The sequence below is a fragment of the Pedobacter sp. KLB.chiD genome (genome assembly GCF_047040275.1).
Taxonomy (GTDB): Bacteria; Bacteroidota; Bacteroidia; order Sphingobacteriales; family Sphingobacteriaceae; genus Pedobacter.
The window spans coordinates 340,101-358,564 of sequence record NZ_CP178207.1; the positions used below are offsets into that span (position 1 = coordinate 340,101).

The following is an 18,464-nucleotide window of genomic DNA, read 5'->3' on the forward strand; positions in this document are numbered from 1 at the left end:
GGAAATAAGATGCAAAAAAATATAAAATACACATTATTTTCAGCTTTAATAGCAATACTAGGTTTGCAAAGCTGTAAAGACAGCTATTTTGATAAATTGGCTGCTAACCCTAACCAAGTCACCGTACCAACACTACCGTCTTTATTGGCTACCTCAACTGCAAAGGCAGGCATCAATAATTATAATGTTGCCAGCGTAATCGTACCTTATGTACAGTACACTGCAAACCCCGCAGCAAGTGGAGCAGGTGATACCTATCAATCTATTGATTTCAGCTCCACCTGGGATGCACTTTATTTTGCCATGGCCGATGCCAATGAAATGAAAAAACTGGCTATATCGCAAGGATCGAGTGAATACAAGGGAGTTGCAGATATACTTATTGCCTATAACCTGATCATGGTTAACGACCTATGGGGTAATGCTCCCTTTTCCCAAGCTTTTGACGTAACTAACTTTACACCTAAATATGACAGTGGACAAGAGGTTTACAATCAAAGCATGGCTCTTGTAGATGAAGCTATTGTAGAACTTTCAAAAACAAATTCAACAGTTAAATTAACCCCTGCAAACGACCTCATTTATGGCGCAGCTGCCGCAAACGAACGTGCCAACTGGTTAAAATTTGCATATGCACTTAAAGCGAGGCTGTTAAATAAAGTAAGTAAAACATCAGCTTATAACCCAACAGCCGTACTTAATGCCGTAAGTAACTCTTTTACTTCAAATGCCGATGATGCAGCAATGGGAAGTTTTGTGATCAGAAATTTTTGGGCAAGCGTAGCCATTGCAAATGCATCACAATCGTTAGGTGGATGGCTTTCTGAACAGTTGATAGATCATCTTAACGGAACCACGTATGGTTTATTTGATCCCAGAATTGCTAAAATAACCGATAAAACCATTAACAACGTTTATATAGGTACCGTAAACGGTGCAGGTAACCGGGGTACAGCCGGAAATACGACTAAAGACGAATGTTATATCTCTGTCAACTCTCCATGGACAAGCGCAACATCTCCGATATTTATTGCAACCTATGCTGAATTGAAGTTTATTGAGGCGGAGGCCGCATTAACCATTAATAGAACAAGGGCTTATGCCGCTTATTTAGCTGCAATTAGTGCTAATATGGACAAATTTCAGGTAGCTGCTGCTGATAAAGCAATTTACCTGGCCGATCCGCGCGTAGCAGTTGGCGAAGCTGCATTAACCAAAGATTTGATCTTCAAAGAAAAGTATGTTGCAACTTATCTGAATCCGGAAGCTTGGAACGATGCCCGCAGATATGATTATAAATACAAAGATTTTACGCTCCCGGTGAATGCTGTGCTACCGGATTTTATACGCCGTTTAGATTATCCACAGGGCGAAAGAAGTAAAAACGGTGCAAATGTGCCTGCTGATGTTCCAAGAACGACTAAACTCTGGTGGGATCAGTAATTTAGAGCATATGGTCTCTGGCGGATAACACCTGTCCCCTTTTTCGCCAACAGCTTAACCCTTGAAATGCGTTTGGCAGAAAGCAGTTGATCTGACTTCTGCCAAACGTTATTCGCAATGCGCTAAATGCCAAATCCTTTACGAAATGAAGAAACTATCGCTTATCCTGTTCGTTCTACTTTCTGCCTCCGATATATTCGCGCAGTCTTTCACTTTAAAATCTGTTTTATCGTATCCTTTTCCAACTCAATTGGTAGCTGCGCCTTTAGGTGCTAAAATTGCCTAGGCAGCAAACGAAAAGGGGAAAAGAAATATTTACGTGGCACAGGCACCAGGTTATAACGCGGTAAAAATCACCGGTTATACCGAGGATGATGGGCAGGAACTAACCAGCTTATCTGTTTCTGCTGATGGTAAATGGATTGTATTTGTGCGTGGTGGAGATCATGGAGGGCGAGATGGCGGGCCGGTTAACGCAAGTTCATCGCCAATTGCACCAAAAGTCCAGGTATTTAGCGTTCCGTTTGAGGGAGGTAAAGTAATAACTTTGGGTGAAGGCGATCATCCGGTAATTTCGCCCACTGGCAACCAGGTTATTTTCGCAAAAAATGGTCAGGTAATGATCAGTCCTGTTGACGGAACATCATCGGCTAAAAACCTGTTTTATGCCAAAGGAATAAACGGATCCTATAGGTGGTCGCCGGATGGGAAGAAGATTGCTTTTATTTCAAACCGGAACGATCATTCCTTTTTAGGGATTTACACGGACCAGCAAAGCCCAATAAAATGGTTATTGCCTTCGTTTTCTAAAGATAATACACCGGTATGGTCGCCAGATGGAAACGATATTGCGTTTATCAGAACGCCCGGTGCCGGGGGTGAAACCGACTCTATTCTAACTAAAAAACATCAGCCCTGGGCCATATGGAGGGTAAATGTTAATACAGGTGCAGGAAAAATGATCTGGAAGGCACCTGAAACTTTGCGCGGTTCTTTTCCTTCAATAGATGGTGGCGCAAACCTGTTATGGGCCGATGGGAAAATTGTTTTTACCTCCTATGAGGACGGCTGGCCTCATCTATATGCCATCAACCCGGACGGATCAAAACGTTTGTTGCTCACGCCCGGTAATTTTGCCGTGGAGAATATTAAATTAAGTGCCGATAAAAAAACATTGGTTTTTGCTGCCAACAAGCGCAAAGATGTTGATGATACGGACAGAAGGCATATTTATAAAGTTTCGGTCAATCAGGCCAATATGCAGCCCTTAACTTTTGGCAAAGGCATAGAAGCCTATCCTGTTATTGCTGCCGATAACCAAACCATTTTTTGCCTGAGTTCTACTGCCGAAAGGCCGCTGTTACCTGCGCTGATCAAGATAGGAAAAGCACTGGAGCTTATTGGAGAATCACTCATTCCAAATGATTTTCCGCTGAAAGATATGGTGGTTCCTAAACAGGTGAGCTTTAAAGCTGCCGATGGCAATATTGTTTATGGCCAGTTGTTTTCTCCAAAAAAAGTGGTTAAAAATCAGCCGGCAATTGTTTATGTGCACGGCGGGCCGCAAAGGCAGATGTTTTTAGGCTGGAACCCGATGGATTATTATTCGATAGATTATGCCTTAAATCAATATCTCGTGAATCTGGGTTTTACTGTGCTGTCTGTAAACTACCGTTTAGGCATCGGATATGGTTATGATTTTCATAAACCCTTAAATGCAGGAGCGCAGGGTGCATCAGAATATCAGGATATTAAAGCTGCTGGCGAATGGCTCGCCGCACAGCCTGATATCAACAAGGATAAAATCGGGATTTATGGCGGTTCATATGGCGGATACCTCACCGCGCTTGCCCTTGGTAAAGATTCTAAATTGTTTGCCGCTGGTGTAGATATTCATGGTGTAAATAACCGGTTTACGACTTCAGATCAGGAAGGAAGAAAGCCTGCTCCTGATGCCGCACTTGCAGCAAAGATAGCCGAACAATCATCACCGGTAAGCTATGTAAGTACCTGGACTTCGCCCACATTGATTATCCATGCTGATGATGACCGGAATGTTGCTTTTAGCCAAAGTGTTGATCTCGTTAAACGTTTTGAAGATAAAAAGTTCGATTTTGAATTTTTGGCCATCCCGGATGATACCCACCACTGGATGAAATTTTCAAATGGTTTAAAGGTAAGCGAAGCAACGGCTGATTTTCTTAAAAGGAAGTTAATGGGTAAACAGTAGGCTTTTGTATCCGCCCGAGTCTAACGGAGGTTTTGTCAATCCTTGTTTGAATGGGAATCGTATGCAATAAGCTTTCTCTAGGTAAGGGAATTACGCATTGCTTTTAGGCGACCTTATCAGTAAAAATGTAATCTATTTTCCCTTGTTAATCCGCTTTAAAATCATCAGACTTAACGGATTAAAAGAATAGCCGCTAATATTATTCTGCAACATCACGACCGATTGATCGTAGAATAAAGGTACCACTGGAGCATAATCCATAACAATCTGATCCATTTTGCGGTACAGCTCAAAGCGCTTTTCATTATCGCTTTCGTAATAGCTTTTTTCAAAAAGCTGGTCAAATTCCTTGTTGTAAAAAGCGGTATAATTTGGACCGTAAGGGACTTTGTTTTTTGAGTAGAACATGGAAAGAAAATTCTCCCCATCACCATAATCGGCCAGCCAGGAGCCACGGAAAAAATTGACGCTATTTTTCGACATCAGGTCTCTGAGGCTGGCACTTGGACTTACATCGATTTTAGTTTTAATCCCTATTGCAGTAAGTTCTCCCTGAATAAATTCGATCAGATCTTTATAGGTTGTGGTGGTATTTAGGGTTACTTCACCCATCCCTTTCCCTTCCGGAAAACCCGCCTCTGTTAAAAGTCTGGCTGCGAGTTTTGGATTGTAGGCATATCCCCGAACCGCCAGGCTATCGAAACCAGGCATACCTTTAGGGATAAAGCCTGATGTTGCTGCAATACCAATCCCATTTCTCAAGTATTTAATCAAACGGTCACGGTCTATGGCATAATTAATCGCCTGTCTGATCTTTTTAAAGCGTAACGGCGATTTCTTTACAATCGCAAGATTGGTATCAACCAAAATACCAACATATTCCGTACACAAATAAGGACTTTTGGTCAACGTAAATTTTCCTTTGTATTTTGAGGTCATCTTTCCGCTTTTCGTCAGGATATCATCGCGGTAACTGCCATCTACATTATAGTAAAAATCAAGGTCCTTTTTCAGGAAACTCATAAATCCGCTTTGTTTATCGGTAATGAAACTGGCTTTTACGGCATCAAGATAGGGCAGTGTCACGCCATTGGCATCTTTTTCAAAATAATGTTCGTTTTTTAGCAGCACCAGTATTTCGCCTTCCTTCCAGTACTTAAACCTGAAAGGTCCGGTACCCACCGGGTGGCTCCTGAAATCTTTGCCATAATGTTCTACCACTTCTCTGGGTACAACAGAGCAGTATTGTGTAGTGAGCAAGCTCATAAAGGGTGGAAAAGGGCGCACCAGTTTAACCTGGAAGGTAGAATCGTTCAGTGCAATAAAATTGTTTTTGTCCTTTACCTTATCACTAAAAATCCACCCGCCGGAAGAGGCCACTTTGGGGTCGATCAACCGGTAAAAACTGTATACAAAATCGCTTGCAACTACTTTTCGTCCTTTTCCGCTTTTAAAAATCGGATCATCGTGAAAATAAACATCATTGCGAAGATTAAAGGTATAGGTTAGTGCATCTTCCGAAACCTGCCAGCTTTTGGCAATGCAGGGAAGGGTTGCCAAAGATGAATCGATCTGTACCAGTCCGTTGAAAATTTGGTTAGTCATCCAGATCGCGTTCTGGTTGCGGGCAAAAGCGGGATCAATAGAGGTTAAACCCTGATCGAGGTTGATATTGAATACTTTTTTGTCTTTGTGATCATTATTTTCCTTACAGGAAAAGAGTAACATGATACAAAAAATCCAAAATATATAGTTAAATGAGCCTCGCATGCGATCAGGAATGTTATTTTTGCACAAATTAATAAATTTAATGCAGATGTCTTTTTTAAACGATTTATTTATTGGCCTTGACGAAGCTAAACAGGAAGAATTACAGGAGCGTTTAGATCTGGTGGAGCACAAGATTAAATTTATGGATAAAATGCCTGTAGCCTGTTTAGATACTGGTAATTATCCGGTTTACCAGTTATCAGAAGAAATTGCCTTAGCAGGAGGGATGTTCGAAGCAGATATTTTAAGCGCTGTTTTCATTATCTATTACCAGCCGGGCAAAACGCTTACCGATTTGATGCGGGAAGTACCTTCGGTATTGGATGCGAACTGGCCTGCCGTAAAAAACAACCGCATTATTCTGTTAAATGATGACGTAGAACGGGAACGGACGGCCGAAAATGCTGTTTCTCTTATTGAAGATATTGCTGAAATGTTGCATCCAGGTTCATTTATCTTCGGCCATGAAGGCGATAAGTGGATCAGGTTTGGCGCTTAAGCTGATGTAAAATGGATGATGGAAGATTGATAATGGGCACCACCATTCGCGCCCAAATCTTTCAACTTTCCAAATTTCGATGCTTGTGCTAACTTAAAAATGATTCTAATTGAATTTTAGCGGATGGATTTTTAACCTTCCAACTTTTAAACCTTTCAACTCGCTAACTAAAGCTTCGTAATTCCCATCAGATGGTAACTCTGACAGCACCAGAAAAAATTACAACCCTCTAACCTACAACCTTCCTGCCTTCAAAACTCCCTAATCTGATATTCCTCTATCTTCCGGTAAAGTGTGGTTAAACCGATGCCCAATAATCTGGAAGTTTCCGTTTTGTTGCCTTTGGTATGGATAAGTACTTTTTGAATATGCTGTTTTTCGATTTGTTGCAGGTTATAATCATTTTCTATTGGTGTAAATTCAAAGAATTCAGGCGGGAGGGCTGTGGCGCTCAATTGATCACCATCTGATAAAATAACCAAACGCTCGATGACATTTTTTAACTCACGGATGTTTCCTTTCCAGCTATGGCCGTTCAATAGGGATAAGATTTTATTATCCATTTTTGGCGCAGACCGATTTACCTTATTGGCAAATTCTTTCAGATAAAATGCTGCCAGTGCCGGGATATCGGCTTTGCGCTCTCGGAGCGGAGGCAAGGTGATGGTAAAAACAGAAAGGCGATAATATAGATCCGATCGGAATTTTCCTGATAAGGCATCAGCTCTTAAATCTTTATTGGTGGCCGCTAAAATCCGAACGTTAACCTGTTGTGTTTGCGTATCACCTACTTTGATAAAAGTCTGGCTTTCCAGAACCCGTAATAATTTGGCCTGCAAATCCAGGTTCATTTCTCCTATTTCATCCAGTAATAACGTACCGCCGTTGGCTTCTTCCAACAGCCCTTTCTTATCCTTATTGGCACCTGTAAAAGCTCCGGCTTTATATCCGAATAATTCGCTTTCCAATAAATCCGGACTAAAGCCGCTACAGTTTAAAGCAACAAAGGGTTTTGCCGCCCGAAGACTTTCATAGTGAATAGACTGTGCAAAAACTTCTTTTCCTGTTCCGGTTTCACCCAGCAATAAAACGGTAGTATCGGTTTTACTTACTTTTTTTGCCAGATCAATAGCTTCCTTTAGTGTTTTAGATTGACCGATAATGGTATCGAAGCTATGTTTCCTGGTAATTTTGCTTTCGAGATCAGAAACCCTGCGTTGCAGATTAGATTTATCCATCGCTTTGTATAAAAGTGGAATAATCTTCTCATTATCGTCGCCTTTTACAAGATAATCAAATGCCCCGTTTTTAATAGCCAAAACACCATCAGCAATGGTGCCATAAGCCGTTAGGTTAATGATTTCTACATAGGATTTTATAGCCTTGATATCTTTAACCAGTGCAACACCATTTACATCGGGAAGTTTCACATCGCTGATAACAATGCTGACATCATTGTTTTTCAAAAGTTTGAGTCCTTCTTTACCTGTATTGGCCTGGAGAGTTTTAAAGCCCTCCAATTCTATAATTCTGGAAAGTAAACTGCAGATTTTCTTTTCATCATCAATGATGAGGACCATCCCATTCATAGGTTAAATTTATGCTGCAATATTAACAATAAAAATAACGAAAGATGATGAGGTGATAAAATAAGCTACTCTGGTTTTCATGTTCTCTGTGCTTTTCTGGCAAAAAGAAAATAGTTAGTGGAAATATAGGTTAAGAGGTTTTGGACTTCAAAGCTTTGGACCAGGGCTTCCGGCTCTGGACTAATTTGTACCTTTTTCGTTTCGGAGGCATTAAAATAAAAGCTTTTTGAGCATATTTGAATTTTGCAAAACAAATAGTATGTTCAAAAGATTAACTGCCATATTCACCCTATGCTTACCGGTAATGTGCTGTGTGGCGCAACAAGTTCGACCGGCAAAATCGGCAGAGATTTACAGGGAACTCAAAACCTTGAAACACCTGCCTAAGGTTTTATATCTAGCGGCTCATCCTGATGATGAAAATACAGGTTTATTATCATGGTTAATTAACGATCAAAATGTAGAAACTGCTTATTTATCGCTAACGAGAGGAGATGGTGGACAAAATCTTCTGGGGACTGAACAAGGTGCGGCATTAGGACTGATCAGAACGCACGAACTCTTGGAAGCCCGCAGATTGGATGGCGCGCAACAATTTTTTACCAGGGCTATTGATTTCGGTTTCTCTAAAAATACCAATGACACTTTTAAGCAGTGGGATGCCGATAGCATTACCGCTGATGTGGTTTGGGTAATCAGAAAATTCAGGCCTGATGTGATTATCTGCCGTTTCCCACCAACTGCCGCCGCTGGTCATGGGCAGCATGCCGCCTCTGCAGTTGTTGCCGAGAAAGCATTTAAAGCTGCTGCCGATAAAAACATGTTTCCTGAACAGCTGAAATATGTGAACATTTGGCAGCCAAAAAGATTGTTATGGAATACCTTTAGGTTCGGTAATGTTAATACCATAGCTGAAAATCAGTTAAAGGTTACCGTTGGTCAATATGATGCGCAATTAGGTATGGGTTATGGAGAGTTGGCCGGGTTGAGCAGAAGTTTACATAAAAGCCAGGGGGCAGGAACACAGTCTGTTGCTGGTGTACGTTCGGAGTATTTCGTTAACGTTTTGGGCGATCCAGCCAGGAGAACGCTTTTTGATGGCATAAGCATGAACTGGTCTGATAAAGGCATAGGCGATATTGATGAACTCATTGACATTGTACTATTATCTTTTAATTACAACCAGCCTGATAAAAGCCTGCACGGGCTGTTGATGCTAAGAAGAAAAATTGCAGAATTGCAGGATGTAGCCTTAAGAAAAGATAAACTGGCGGCTATTGATAACATTATTTTAAGCAGTGCAGGTTTTATGGGTGAGGTGGTGACCAACCAACCCGAAGCACTTGCCGGCAATAGTTATAATTTCCGTTTAAACTTAATCTCGAGATCGGCTACACCAGTAAAAATAGAAAGTATAAACTGGTTAAACCAGACTGATCATTTAAACAGAACGCTGGCCAACGATTCGCTGATTACCATTGAACGTAAAATCCAGATTCCGGCAGATGCTGCACCTACTGAACCTTATTGGTTAGCTAAGCCTGCAAAAAATGCGGCAACATTTAGCGTGGCAAATGATACACTGATCGGACTTCCGGAAATGCAATCGCCCATTAATGTGTCGTTAACACTGAAAATAGAATCTGAAAAATTCGCGGTCAGTTTGCCCTTATCCTATAAAAAGTTGGATCCGGTTAAAGGTGATGTGGTAGAATCGCTGAGAATTATCCCCACATTGGATTTAAGTTTTAGCGAACCTGTTTATTTCGCTAAAGAAAAAGAAGCCTTAAACGTCAGCCTGCGCTTAAAGGCCAATAAGAATATTAATTATGGTAAAATTACCTTTAAAATTGGTAACCAGGTGCTGAAAACCTTCCAGGGCATTAACCTGCCCGAGAATACGGTTAATACCATGAATTTCATTATCCCAATTGAAGATTTGGCTAAAATTAAAACCAGTCAGAATAAATTGGAAGCCGTTTTTTCATCAGAAACAAATGAGTATTCAAAAGGGCAGGTATTAATTCAATATCCGCATTTGCCAACCCTTCAATATTTTGTTCCGGCCACTACCTGGTTAATTAAGGGAGACATCAAAGTATTGGCGAAAAAAATTGGCTATATTGAAGGGGCAGGAGACCTCATTCCGGAGTTTTTAAGGCAGGCCGGTTTACAGGTTGACGTGCTGACGGAGGCAGATATCCTGAACCCGGCAAAACTGGCAGGCTACGATGCCGTGGTAACGGGTGTAAGGGTAATCAATACCGAAAAGAGAATTAAAAACTGGCAAACCGCTTTACGCAGTTATGTAGAAAACGGCGGAACTATTGTGATGCAGTACAATACTACACAGGATATGGCACTTCAGGATTTTGGTATTTATCCGTTTAGCATTAGTGGTAAAAGGGTAACCGAGGAAAATGCAGAGGTTAAATTTTTAAAACCGGAACATAAATTGTTAAACTATCCAAATAAAATCACTGCTGAAGATTTTAAAGGCTGGGTGCAAGAAAGGGGCGCTTACTTCCCCGATCAATGGGATTCCAGATACGAAACGCTTTTTGAAATGCACGATACGGGCGAGGAGCCACTTCAGGGTTCAACCCTGTATGCTAAATACGGCAAAGGGAATTTCATTTATACGCCTTTAGCATTTTTCAGGCAGTTGCCAGCAGGTAATGTTGGCGCAGCCAGGCTGTTCTTTAACTTTTTATCAGCCGGAAAGTGATGAAACTGTAAATAGTGGCAAGGAAAATTGGTTTCTTTTCTTTAAATTTGATTTATGGATACCATTAGAATTAACATATTAAATCCCAAAGCAACAAAACTATTGAAAGATTTGGCAGCTTTAAATCTTATTGCTATTCAAGATGTTTCCAAAAATGGATTTGCAGAAGTGTTAAAAAAACTACGTTCTAAATCGAAAACCGTCCCAACATTTGAAGAGATAACAAATGAAGTGGAGTTGGTTAGATCTAAGCGTTATGCCAAGGTCGAAAAGTAGGATAATCCTCGACACAAATATTCGGATTAGTTTTCTGATCACCAAAGACTTTTCTAAACTTGATGAGATCATTTTTTCCAAAAGAAGTATTATAATTTTCAGTCAAGAACTGCTAGAAGAATTTCTTGAGGTTGTTAAGCGGCCAAAATTCAGGCGTTAATTTGCTCAAAAAGATATAGAAGAACTGTTAGAAACGATAGAAGAATATGGGGAATTTATCCCTGTAATTTCTAAAGTTGATCTTTAGAGATGCCAAGGATAATTTTTTACTTTCGCTATGTGTTGATGGGAATGCAGATTTTTTATTAACAGGGGATCAGGATTTATTATCACTAGAAAAGATCGGGACAACAAATATTAAAACAATAGCATCATTTTTTGAAGATGGAATTGCTAAAGCGAAATAATCGTTTGTAATCCTGATATCTAAAAATGTAATCTCTGAAAATGAAAAACCAACTTAAAAACTGGAATACCTGGTATGTATTACTCGCTTTGGCGCTGGTATTTCAGCTTGTGTTTTATTATTTGTTTACTAAATTCTGGGCATGAGTAATATCGATTGGGCCGTACTGATATTTACTTTGCTCGCTGTGGTAACCTATGGTGTTTTTATTGGCCGCGGGCAAAAAAGCAATGCTTCCTATTTAAAGGCCGATAATAAAATGCCCTGGTACATTGTGTTACTGGGTATCATGGCCACACAGGCCAGTGCCATTACTTTTTTGTCAGCGCCCGGTCAGGCTTATACCGATGGTATGCGCTTTGTGCAGTATTATTTCGGTCTGCCGTTGGCCATGATTGTCATCTGCATTACTTTCATCCCCATTTTTCAACGGTTAAATGTATATACGGCCTACGAATATTTAGAAAATCGTTTTGATAAAAAAACAAGGGTTTTAACCTCATTGCTTTTTCTGTTTTCGCGTGGATTATCAACCGGAATCAGTATTTATGCGCCCAGTATTATCCTTTCCAGTGTTTTAAACTGGAATATTTATTTAACCAATATCCTTACCGGTGGTATTTTATTAATTTACACTTACCTGGGTGGTGCGAAGGCAATTGCGCATACACAGAAATTGCAGTTTTTGATTATTCTGGGTACGATGGCCTTCGCCGGATATCTTCTGGTGCAGCATATGCCTGATGGGATGGGGTTTAAAGATGCGCTTTATCTGGCAGGAAAATCGGGTAAATTAAATGTGATTACCACGAGTTTCGATTGGAAAGATAAATATAATATCTGGAGCGGTTTAATCGGTGGGTTTTTCCTGGCGCTTTCTTACTTCGGCACAGATCAGAGCCAGGTTGGAAGATATATTACTGCAAAAGATAGTACCAACGCTAAAATGGGATTATTATTAAACGGTTTGGTTAAAATCCCGATGCAGTTTGCGATCCTTTTAATAGGCGCGTTATTATTTGCTTTTTTTTCTCTAAAACCGGCCCCGATTTACTTCAATGAGCGGTCCTATCAGCATTTAAAAGACGCACAGCCTTTGCAGGCCGCAGCTTTCGAAAAAGAACATCAAGCACTAGCACATAAATTTAACCAGCAATCGAAGAACATCCTGAAAGAAAGGGAAAGGCAATCGCCCACGCTAAATGCTTCTCTGGAGGATTTTAAATCGACCCAGAAAGAGGTAAAGGAGCTGCACAGCAGGGTAGAACAGGCCATCAATAAATCAAATTATAATGCAGAGAAAACCGATACCAATTATATTTTTCTATATTTTGTAAAAAATACCCTTCCGGTGGGAATGATTGGTCTGCTTTTCGCCGTCATATTTCTGGCCAGTTGGGGGTCTATTTCAGCGGCATTAAATTCGCTGGCAGCATGTTCCTTAAAAGATATCCACCTCATTTTTGGTAAAAAAGAAGTAGATGACAAGACGGAATTAAAATACAGCCGTTTGCATACTTTGGCCTGGGGCATCTTTTCAATTGCAGTGGCCATGTTTGCTACACAAATGGGTTCGCTAATCGAAGCCGTTAATGTGTTGGGTTCACTTTTTTATGGGCCGATTTTAGGTATCTTTCTGGTCGCTTTTTATTTAAAAAAGATAAGAGGCCCCTTGGTTTTTATCGCCGCAATCCTTGCCGAAATTGTGGTGATTGCTATCTATGAGTTCGATATTGTTTCCTTTTTGTGGCTTAATGTAGTTGGTGCTTCCGCTGTGGTTGTTTTTGCAGTTATAGGCTTATTGTTCCAAAAACCGAAGATAATTTCCAACTGTCTGTAGCGTTCCGCGCGGTGCTACAGATTATAGAATTTACAGCCGTCTCTATGGATAAAATCTGGTAAGATACTGTCCACAATCGTCATTCCCATATCAATTTATTCAAGGTTATTGTTTTATCGCGCCAAAGCCATAAATTCGTAAAATTAAAAACAACAAAAACAGATAAATAAATACTATGAAAACGTTGATTAAATCAATCACATTGCTGTTTACGGCAATTACCATTTCTGTAAGTGCAATGGCACAAGATGCGCAACCTAAACCGAGCCCGGCAGCAACTGCAACAGGGAAAGTTAAAGGTGCAACCATTACGATCAACTACAGTAGTCCGGCAGTAAAAGGACGCAAAATCTGGGGTGGTTTAGAAGCCTTCGATAAAGTATGGCGCGCTGGAGCAAATGAGGCTACTACTTTCGAAACCGATAAAGATATCCTGGTAGAAGGTAAACCTTTGGCAGCAGGAAAATACAGCTTCTTTTTAATCCCTAGAGAAAGCGGAACCTGGACAGCTATTTTTAATAAAGAACCAAAACAATGGGGCGCTTACAAATACGAGGAATCGAAAGATGCTTTGCGTGTTGATGTTAAAACCAAAGCATTAAAAGCCACACAAGAGCGTTTGGTTTATAAAATTACCAAAAGCGGTTTTGCTTTAGAATGGGATAAAATTTCTGTTCCAGTGACTATTAAATAATGAGGTTAAATTCTTTAGAGCCGTCCCGGTTTAATATCTGGGCGGCTTTTTTTATGCCCTTTTTTTTGAAATTGCTGTGTAATAATTCTTGCCAGCTTTAGTAACCCGCTTATTTTATTCGTTGGTGTCTCAGCGAACGGGATAGAACCGGGAAATGAGCAGACAGTAGTTCTTAGCGGTGTGCGGTCCCGCTATTCATTTCAAGTCCTCGCTGCACTCCGGGCTTTACATTTCTATCGGGTTTAGGAACAAAGGTTTGTACCCTGAAACCCAACAAATGGAACCTTCATTCTATCGGCTGGTGTTTCAACGAATGAGATAGGACTGGGAAATGAGCGGGTAGTGGTTCTTAGCGGTGTGCAGCCCCGCTACTCATTTCAAGTCCTCGCTGCGCTCCGGGCTTTACATTTCTATCGGGTTTAGGAACAAAGGTTTGTGCCTTGAAACCCAACAAATGGAACCTTCATTCTATCGGTTGGTGTCTCAGCGAACGGGATAGAACCGGGAAATGAGCAGACAGTAGTTCTTAGCGGTGTGCGGTCCCGCTATTCATTTCAAGTCCTCGCTGCGCTCCGGGCTTTATATTCCTATCGGGTTTAGGAACAAAGGTTTGTGCCCTGAAACCTAACAAATGGAACCTTCATTCTATCTGTTGGTGTCTCAGCGAACGGGATAGAACCGGGAAATGAGCAGACAGTGGTTCTTAGCGGTGTGCGGTCCCGCTATTCATTTCAAGTCCTCGCTGCGCTCCGGGCTTTACATTTCTATCGGGTTTACGAACGAAGGTTTGTACCTATTGCAACGTAAGGAATGAAATGCTGTTATAGCCATGTAAAGAACCTAAAACATAATATCTACTTCATATTAAAACATTATTTTAGGGCGATTTAAAAATAAACACAAATAATGAAGCTTTCCTTTAAACTACTGGCCTTAATACCGCTTCTTTCGTTAAACGTTTTAGCACAACAAAAAGCACAACTTTTTTCCGTAAAAACTGCAAAACCTGTTGATCAGGTGAATGTTTTTCTAGGGTCTTCTGCCGATCACGGACAGATGTCGCCAGCCGCCTCCGCACCTTTTAGTATGTTGAGTATAGGCCCACAAACTTACCCTAAAACACATACCGGTTACGAATACCTGGCTAAGAAATTTGAAGGTTTTACCCACAACCGTTTCGAAGGCGTGGGTTGTCAGGGTTCGGGTGGTAATATTTTTATCAAACCCTTTTTAGGTAGTGATCCGGCAATGTCTGAACTGATCAAAGTTTCTGAGAACGCAAATCCGGGTTTTTATGAAGTGGGTTTTGAAAATAAAATTAAAGCCAGTTTTACCGTACTGGGTAAAGCGGGTAAACATGCCTATCAATTTCCGAAAGGGCCTAAAGGTTTTTATCTCGACCTGAGTTATGCTTTTAACGGTGCTTTCGTAGCCGAATCGCATGAGGTTAAAGGGAATACCTTAAGCGGATGGATTAGCTCGAAAACAACTTGCGGAGCAGGTAAATACAAGTTGTTTTACTATATGGAGATCGGTGATAACGTATCGTGGAAAGTAATCGATGAACATAAAATGATTGCCATGCTTAAAGAAGAGTCGACTTCGGTGGGAATCAATATCGCCCTTTCTGCCGTAGGTGTAGAGGCGGCAAAAGCTTCAATCAATAAAAATCCGTTCGATACTGTAAAAGAACAAAGTAAAGCCGATTGGAATACCAATCTCTCTAAAATCGCTGTAAATGGCGATCCGGAAAGTGCAAAGCTTTTCTATTCGCTTTTATACCGTACCATGCAATCGCCATATGTGATATCTGAGGCTGATGGAACATACCGCAATACAAAGGGTGAAATTCAGAAAGATAAGGAAATCCGCTACAACGGCTGGGCCATTTGGGACAATTACCGCACACAGTTGCCTTTGCTGTCGTTAATTGAACAGGATAGGTATGCCGGGATGATAAGTTCAATTGCCGACTTGTATCATTCGGGTAAAAAAGATTATGCCGGACAAAATGAGCCATCTAATACCGTTCGGTCTGAACATGCTATTGTAGTTTTGCTTGATGCTTACCGGAAAGGATATCCGGTTGACTTCAGCAAAATATCCGATTCACTGGTGAAGGAGGTAAATGGCCTGGATTATAAATCGCCAGATAAAGCTCTAGAATCAAGTTATGATAATTGGGCGCTGGCAGAGATTTTTAAAATTTTAAAGAATAAAGAAAAATCAGATTTTTATCTTAACAAGGCACTAGAATACAAAAAATATTGGAATAAGGATTTCAAAGATATGACCAAAAATGATGTAGACCGGATGCAGGCGCGTGGTTTATACCAGGGTACGATCTGGCAATACAGGTGGTTTGTACCTTATGATGTTAAAGGATTGATTGAACTGGATGGAGGAGAGGAATCTTATCTGGCAAAACTGGATGAATTTTTTGCACGTGATTTGTACAACCATGCCAATGAACCCGATTTACAGGTTCCTTTGATGTACAATGTCACCAGGTCGGGTTATAAATCGCAATACTGGATGCACCAACTGGCGGCTGATACCGTTATTCAGAATTACTTTAATGATAATAGCCGTGGAATTGGAAGTTACATCGGTAAAATCTACAGAAACCAGCCAAAAGCTTATCTACGTACCATGGACGACGACGCCGGAGCGATGAGTGCCTGGTATGTGTTTGCAGCGAGCGGTTTTTCTCCTGCCTGTGTAGGCTGGCCGGTGTATTATTTAAATGTGCCTTTATTTCCTTTACTCACTTACAACCTGCCAAAAGGAAAAACATTTACGATCGAAACAGAAAATTTTGGCGCAAAAAACAAATATATCAAAGCCGTTTTCCTTAATGGAAAGCCTTTCAAAAAGAACTATATCACGCAGGAAGATATTAATACCGGAGGGCGGTTAAAAATTGTGGCGTCAGCCGTTCCGGTTAAAATTTCAGATACCGAAAACTGGATTTCGGACCTCAAAAAATAATTTCAGAAATTAACAAAAAGTGGCAAACTAAATTCCTTTATTGCTGTTGTTGTAGTATAAATTCAAGATCATGGCACCTTTAAAATTAAGCGAAGAACAGCATGCTACGTTAAGCAATAGAAACACATTAGAACAAGTTAACGAACAACCTTTAGAACTTCATCCGGAAGCTTATAAAGTAAAAGGCCCCTCTCCGGATAAAATGAAGTCGGTATCATCCACTTTGAGAAATTATGCGCATGGCCTTTACGGATTGTTGTAAAACGTTTCCAATAAAATCTTCCTAACAGAGATATAGAGCAGCAGACTACAAACAGTCGGCTGCTTTTTTATTAGATTTATAGAGGAAGCTATCGTCATCCTGAATTTATTTCAGGATCTTTTGTGAAAAATTTGATAGCCATTTATCCCCCATTTTTAATTCCAAATTTCTGATTAAATTGATGAAACAAAGCGCAGGAATATTGCTCTTCAGAAAAAAAGACGGGCAACTGGAATTTTTTCTGGTTCATCCCGGTGGACCATTCTTTGCTAAAAAAGATCTTGGCTTTTGGACGGTACCCAAAGGAGAATTAAATGAAGGTGAGGAGGCTTTAAATGCAGCCATCCGCGAATTTAAAGAAGAAACCGGTCAAAGCTTAGCTGGCGATTTCATCGAATTAACACCGGTTTTGCAAAAGGGTGGTAAAAAAGTATTGTGCTGGGCATTTGAAGGAGATCTTGACCCCTCAATAATCGTTAGTAACACCTTCGAAATAGAATGGCCGCCAAGATCAGGTAAAAAACAAAGTTTTGCTGAAATAGACAAAGCAGGTTGGTTCGGTTATAGCGAAGCCATTGCGCATATCAATGAAAAGCAGATTGCTTTGCTTGATGAATTAAAATCAAAGTTAAGCCATTAATTCAAAGTGTAAAATATCCTTTTCTGCACCATTAATAATGATCGAGATCTGATGATCGCCCGGATGAAATTTACGTGTGGTAATCAGCACAAATTTTTGTTTTCTGATGATGTTTATTGAGGTACCTGCGGGATAGATCCTTTCTGAAATTTTGTATACCTTTTTAGTATTCTGCCCGTTTTGCTTTTTATAGTAAATAGCATATTCCATTCTCACTTTTTGTTCAGAATCGTTGCTGTTAAAAATGGAAAACGAAAATTGCAGGCTTTCGCCAATTTTGATCAGAGGTGTTAGGATTTTGAAGTCTTTTAATAAAATCCCTTCATCATTTAAACCGTAATGTTTAAGGATGTCAGCATGGCCTTGTTTTAATAATGTACGGCTGCCATGTTTAATAATAGCCTCCGTTTCGGCACCTAAACCCGACCAGTTTTTAGCCATATTTAAAACCACATGGGGATGATCTTTTGCAATATCGTTTAAGCTATTGGCAACACTCCGCCTTACATACGCTGAAGGATCTGTCTTAAGGTTTTCCAGTATCGGTAAAATGGATGTCGGGTCTTTTTTGAGGAAAGGAATAGCCATGGCCCAGGGTAATCGCGGGCGACTGCCTTCGCTGGCAAGCCTTCTTACTTTATGGCTTTCGTGCAGCGACCATTTTTGCATGCTTAAAATCATTTCATTTCCGTATTTTAAGATAAAAGGACGAACGGCAAATTCACAACTCACAAATTGTGTTACAAATTCGAGTGCTTCAACAGAATTTTCGAAATCATCAATACCATAGGTTTCAATATAATCAGGTAAAAACATATAAGCCAGTCCATCCTCTCCAATCCCCTTTACCCTTAAGTGTTCAATTATTTTTTTGATGATCGTAATCGTTTGAGGATAACTTTCAGGTAAAAAATCATGTAATACCTTCGAGGTATGTTTCATTCGCTCTTTTAGTTCCTTAGATTCGAATTCGGGTGTAAAAATATTTTTAATAAATAAACTTTTATCAAAGCCTGGTATAGCAATTATCAGTACATCGCTTAATTTATTGTAAAAAGCAGGAGAATATAAATCTTTAAGCAGGCTGGCCATGGTT

At 40.3% G+C, this 18,464-nt stretch carries 16 protein-coding genes; 13 read left to right on the plus strand and 3 right to left on the minus strand.

Annotated features, from left to right (window positions below):
* Positions 1-9: 9 nt before the first annotated feature.
* The 3 genes from ACK1I8_RS01385 to ACK1I8_RS01395 all read left to right on the plus strand — a co-directional run bounded on the left by ACK1I8_RS01385 (position 10) and on the right by ACK1I8_RS01395 (position 3,673).
* Positions 10-1,443, plus strand: coding sequence for a SusD/RagB family nutrient-binding outer membrane lipoprotein (locus ACK1I8_RS01385; RefSeq protein WP_412467580.1), 1,434 nt, complete (start codon positions 10-12; stop codon positions 1,441-1,443).
* Positions 1,444-1,588: 145 nt separating this feature from the next.
* Complete coding sequence (locus tag ACK1I8_RS01390) at positions 1,589-1,729, plus strand: hypothetical protein (protein WP_412467581.1); 141 nt, start codon at positions 1,589-1,591, stop codon at positions 1,727-1,729.
* A gap of 33 nt (positions 1,730-1,762) precedes the next feature.
* Positions 1,763-3,673 carry a prolyl oligopeptidase family serine peptidase gene (locus tag ACK1I8_RS01395; RefSeq protein WP_412467582.1) on the plus strand — a complete coding sequence of 637 codons (1,911 nt, stop codon included), beginning with the start codon at positions 1,763-1,765 and terminating at the stop codon, positions 3,671-3,673.
* 132 nt (positions 3,674-3,805) lie between these two features.
* Here the strand turns inward: ACK1I8_RS01395 and ACK1I8_RS01400 are convergent, their stop codons facing one another.
* Positions 3,806-5,401: an ABC transporter substrate-binding protein gene (locus ACK1I8_RS01400; RefSeq protein ID WP_412467583.1), complete on the minus strand. Its 1,596-nt coding sequence runs from the start codon at positions 5,399-5,401 to the stop codon at positions 3,806-3,808.
* A gap of 88 nt (positions 5,402-5,489) precedes the next feature.
* Here ACK1I8_RS01400 and ACK1I8_RS01405 point away from each other — a divergent pair, with 88 nt between their 5' ends.
* Positions 5,490-5,942, plus strand: a complete 453-nt coding sequence (locus tag ACK1I8_RS01405) for a hypothetical protein (RefSeq protein ID WP_412467584.1) — start codon at positions 5,490-5,492, stop codon at positions 5,940-5,942.
* Positions 5,943-6,193: 251 nt separating this feature from the next.
* Here ACK1I8_RS01405 and ACK1I8_RS01410 read toward each other — a convergent pair whose 3' ends face one another.
* Entirely contained in the window at positions 6,194-7,531 is a 1,338-nt protein-coding gene (locus tag ACK1I8_RS01410) for a sigma-54-dependent transcriptional regulator (RefSeq protein ID WP_412467585.1), read from the minus strand.
* Between the two features lie 259 nt (positions 7,532-7,790).
* On the opposite strand from ACK1I8_RS01410, the gene ACK1I8_RS01415 reads away from it, so the two are divergent.
* The 9 genes from ACK1I8_RS01415 to ACK1I8_RS01455 all read left to right on the plus strand — a co-directional run bounded on the left by ACK1I8_RS01415 (position 7,791) and on the right by ACK1I8_RS01455 (position 17,368).
* Complete coding sequence (locus tag ACK1I8_RS01415; RefSeq protein ID WP_412467586.1) at positions 7,791-10,259, plus strand: PIG-L family deacetylase; 2,469 nt, start codon at positions 7,791-7,793, stop codon at positions 10,257-10,259.
* Between the two features lie 54 nt (positions 10,260-10,313).
* Positions 10,314-10,535, plus strand: a complete 222-nt coding sequence (locus tag ACK1I8_RS01420; RefSeq protein WP_412467587.1) for a hypothetical protein — start codon at positions 10,314-10,316, stop codon at positions 10,533-10,535.
* Positions 10,516-10,695, plus strand: coding sequence for a putative toxin-antitoxin system toxin component, PIN family (locus ACK1I8_RS01425; RefSeq protein WP_412467588.1), 180 nt, complete (start codon positions 10,516-10,518; stop codon positions 10,693-10,695). Before ACK1I8_RS01420 ends, ACK1I8_RS01425 begins: the two co-directional genes overlap by 20 nt.
* 76 nt (positions 10,696-10,771) lie before the next feature.
* Positions 10,772-10,942 carry a putative toxin-antitoxin system toxin component, PIN family gene (locus ACK1I8_RS01430; RefSeq protein WP_412467589.1) on the plus strand — a complete coding sequence of 57 codons (171 nt, stop codon included), beginning with the start codon at positions 10,772-10,774 and terminating at the stop codon, positions 10,940-10,942.
* Positions 10,943-11,083: 141 nt separating this feature from the next.
* Entirely contained in the window at positions 11,084-12,781 is a 1,698-nt protein-coding gene (locus ACK1I8_RS01435) for a sodium:solute symporter (protein WP_412467590.1), read from the plus strand.
* 175 nt (positions 12,782-12,956) lie between these two features.
* Positions 12,957-13,475 carry a DUF2911 domain-containing protein gene (locus tag ACK1I8_RS01440; protein ID WP_412467591.1) on the plus strand — a complete coding sequence of 173 codons (519 nt, stop codon included), beginning with the start codon at positions 12,957-12,959 and terminating at the stop codon, positions 13,473-13,475.
* Between the two features lie 906 nt (positions 13,476-14,381).
* Positions 14,382-16,466: a glycoside hydrolase domain-containing protein gene (locus tag ACK1I8_RS01445; RefSeq protein ID WP_412467592.1), complete on the plus strand. Its 2,085-nt coding sequence runs from the start codon at positions 14,382-14,384 to the stop codon at positions 16,464-16,466.
* Positions 16,467-16,536: 70 nt separating this feature from the next.
* Positions 16,537-16,728: a hypothetical protein gene (locus tag ACK1I8_RS01450; protein ID WP_412467593.1), complete on the plus strand. Its 192-nt coding sequence runs from the start codon at positions 16,537-16,539 to the stop codon at positions 16,726-16,728.
* A 181-nt stretch (positions 16,729-16,909) separates the two neighbouring features.
* Positions 16,910-17,368: an NUDIX domain-containing protein gene (locus ACK1I8_RS01455; RefSeq protein ID WP_412467594.1), complete on the plus strand. Its 459-nt coding sequence runs from the start codon at positions 16,910-16,912 to the stop codon at positions 17,366-17,368.
* Here the strand turns inward: ACK1I8_RS01455 and ACK1I8_RS01460 are convergent.
* A complete protein-coding gene (locus ACK1I8_RS01460) occupies positions 17,357-18,460 on the minus strand; it encodes a DNA alkylation repair protein (protein ID WP_412467595.1) in 1,104 nt (367 codons plus the stop codon). The two genes, ACK1I8_RS01455 and ACK1I8_RS01460, sit on opposite strands and share 12 nt — an antisense overlap.
* Positions 18,461-18,464: the final 4 nt, after the last annotated feature.

Bases quoted from the DNA above. Each gene is read 5' to 3' on its own strand.
- ACK1I8_RS01420 (WP_412467587.1), top strand. From the start codon at position 10,314: ATGGATACCATTAGAATTAACATATTAAATCCCAAAGCAACAAAACTA.
- ACK1I8_RS01390 (WP_412467581.1), top strand. From the start codon at position 1,589: ATGAAGAAACTATCGCTTATCCTGTTCGTTCTACTTTCTGCCTCCGAT.
- ACK1I8_RS01450 (WP_412467593.1), top strand. From the start codon at position 16,537: ATGGCACCTTTAAAATTAAGCGAAGAACAGCATGCTACGTTAAGCAAT.
- ACK1I8_RS01400 (WP_412467583.1), bottom strand. From the start codon at position 5,401: ATGTTACTCTTTTCCTGTAAGGAAAATAATGATCACAAAGACAAAAAA.
- ACK1I8_RS01415 (WP_412467586.1), top strand. From the start codon at position 7,791: ATGTTCAAAAGATTAACTGCCATATTCACCCTATGCTTACCGGTAATG.
- ACK1I8_RS01445 (WP_412467592.1), top strand. From the start codon at position 14,382: ATGAAGCTTTCCTTTAAACTACTGGCCTTAATACCGCTTCTTTCGTTA.
- ACK1I8_RS01455 (WP_412467594.1), top strand. From the start codon at position 16,910: ATGAAACAAAGCGCAGGAATATTGCTCTTCAGAAAAAAAGACGGGCAA.
- ACK1I8_RS01425 (WP_412467588.1), top strand. From the start codon at position 10,516: ATGCCAAGGTCGAAAAGTAGGATAATCCTCGACACAAATATTCGGATT.
- ACK1I8_RS01460 (WP_412467595.1), bottom strand. From the start codon at position 18,460: ATGGCCAGCCTGCTTAAAGATTTATATTCTCCTGCTTTTTACAATAAA.
- ACK1I8_RS01435 (WP_412467590.1), top strand. From the start codon at position 11,084: ATGAGTAATATCGATTGGGCCGTACTGATATTTACTTTGCTCGCTGTG.
- ACK1I8_RS01405 (WP_412467584.1), top strand. From the start codon at position 5,490: ATGTCTTTTTTAAACGATTTATTTATTGGCCTTGACGAAGCTAAACAG.
- ACK1I8_RS01385 (WP_412467580.1), top strand. From the start codon at position 10: ATGCAAAAAAATATAAAATACACATTATTTTCAGCTTTAATAGCAATA.
- ACK1I8_RS01410 (WP_412467585.1), bottom strand. From the start codon at position 7,531: ATGAATGGGATGGTCCTCATCATTGATGATGAAAAGAAAATCTGCAGT.
- ACK1I8_RS01440 (WP_412467591.1), top strand. From the start codon at position 12,957: ATGAAAACGTTGATTAAATCAATCACATTGCTGTTTACGGCAATTACC.